Raw genomic sequence first — 738 nt, forward strand, 5'->3', positions numbered from 1 at the left:
GCGGGCCACGAAGAAGGCCGGCGACTTCCCCGCCCGCAAAGATCAACCCAGTGTCGTCCACGTCACCCGCCGCATCCAACTCCACTGCCTCCGACAGCGGTCACCGACCTAACGCAAGGCCATTGGGGTAACTGCGCGCCGCCCGCTGGCGAGGCAGGTGATCGGCCTGAACGATCCGTGATATCGCTCCCTTCTCTGCGTGGTCTTCCCCAATGATTGAGTGCCGCGAATGGCTCCCTTTTCAATGCTCTGTTTCGCCGGTGCACTCGCGGGTGGCGCGCTTCCGCCGACGTAGCCCTATCCAGCCCAGAAGCGACGGGCCGGATAGGGCGAGCAGAGCGGGGCTGAACAGCAGCAGGCCGAGCAGCACCCCGAGCGCGGCCAGGGTGACTACCAGGATCGCCGCCGTGGTGGCCCAGCGTGCTGGCGTCGAGGGTGGTGTCCCAGTGAGTCGGCGCGCGAGATCCGGGTCGTCGCTCTGCAGCTGTTGTTCGATCGCTCGGAGTCGGCATTGGTCGTCTTGGCTGAGCATCGTGCCTCCCCGTGCCGCGGATGAGCCGGCCCGCCGCGCATGGTGCTGTGGCGATCCGGTCTCGGCGGGTTTCCGTCTGGTCCCTGAAGGAGCGGGGCCGGTCAACCCCCTGTTGTTGTAGTTGATCTTTTCTTCGTTGGCTCTCCGACTGTTCTTGGGCGCGTCGAGGTAGGCGGCGGGGTCAAGGAGCGCCCGGGAGGGCGCCC

The 738-nt window shown here is 66.9% G+C and carries 1 protein-coding gene; it reads right to left on the minus strand.

Going from position 1 to position 738, the window contains the following annotated elements; translation table 11 throughout:
- Positions 1-241 precede the first annotated feature (241 nt).
- Positions 242-738, minus strand: a 497-nt coding sequence (locus KME75_RS42145; protein ID WP_219420681.1) for a DUF3040 domain-containing protein, incomplete at its 5' end; no start/stop codon positions are given.

It is taken from the genome of Pseudonocardia nigra, from assembly GCF_019396355.1.
Lineage (GTDB): Bacteria > Actinomycetota > Actinomycetes > Mycobacteriales > Pseudonocardiaceae > Pseudonocardia > Pseudonocardia nigra.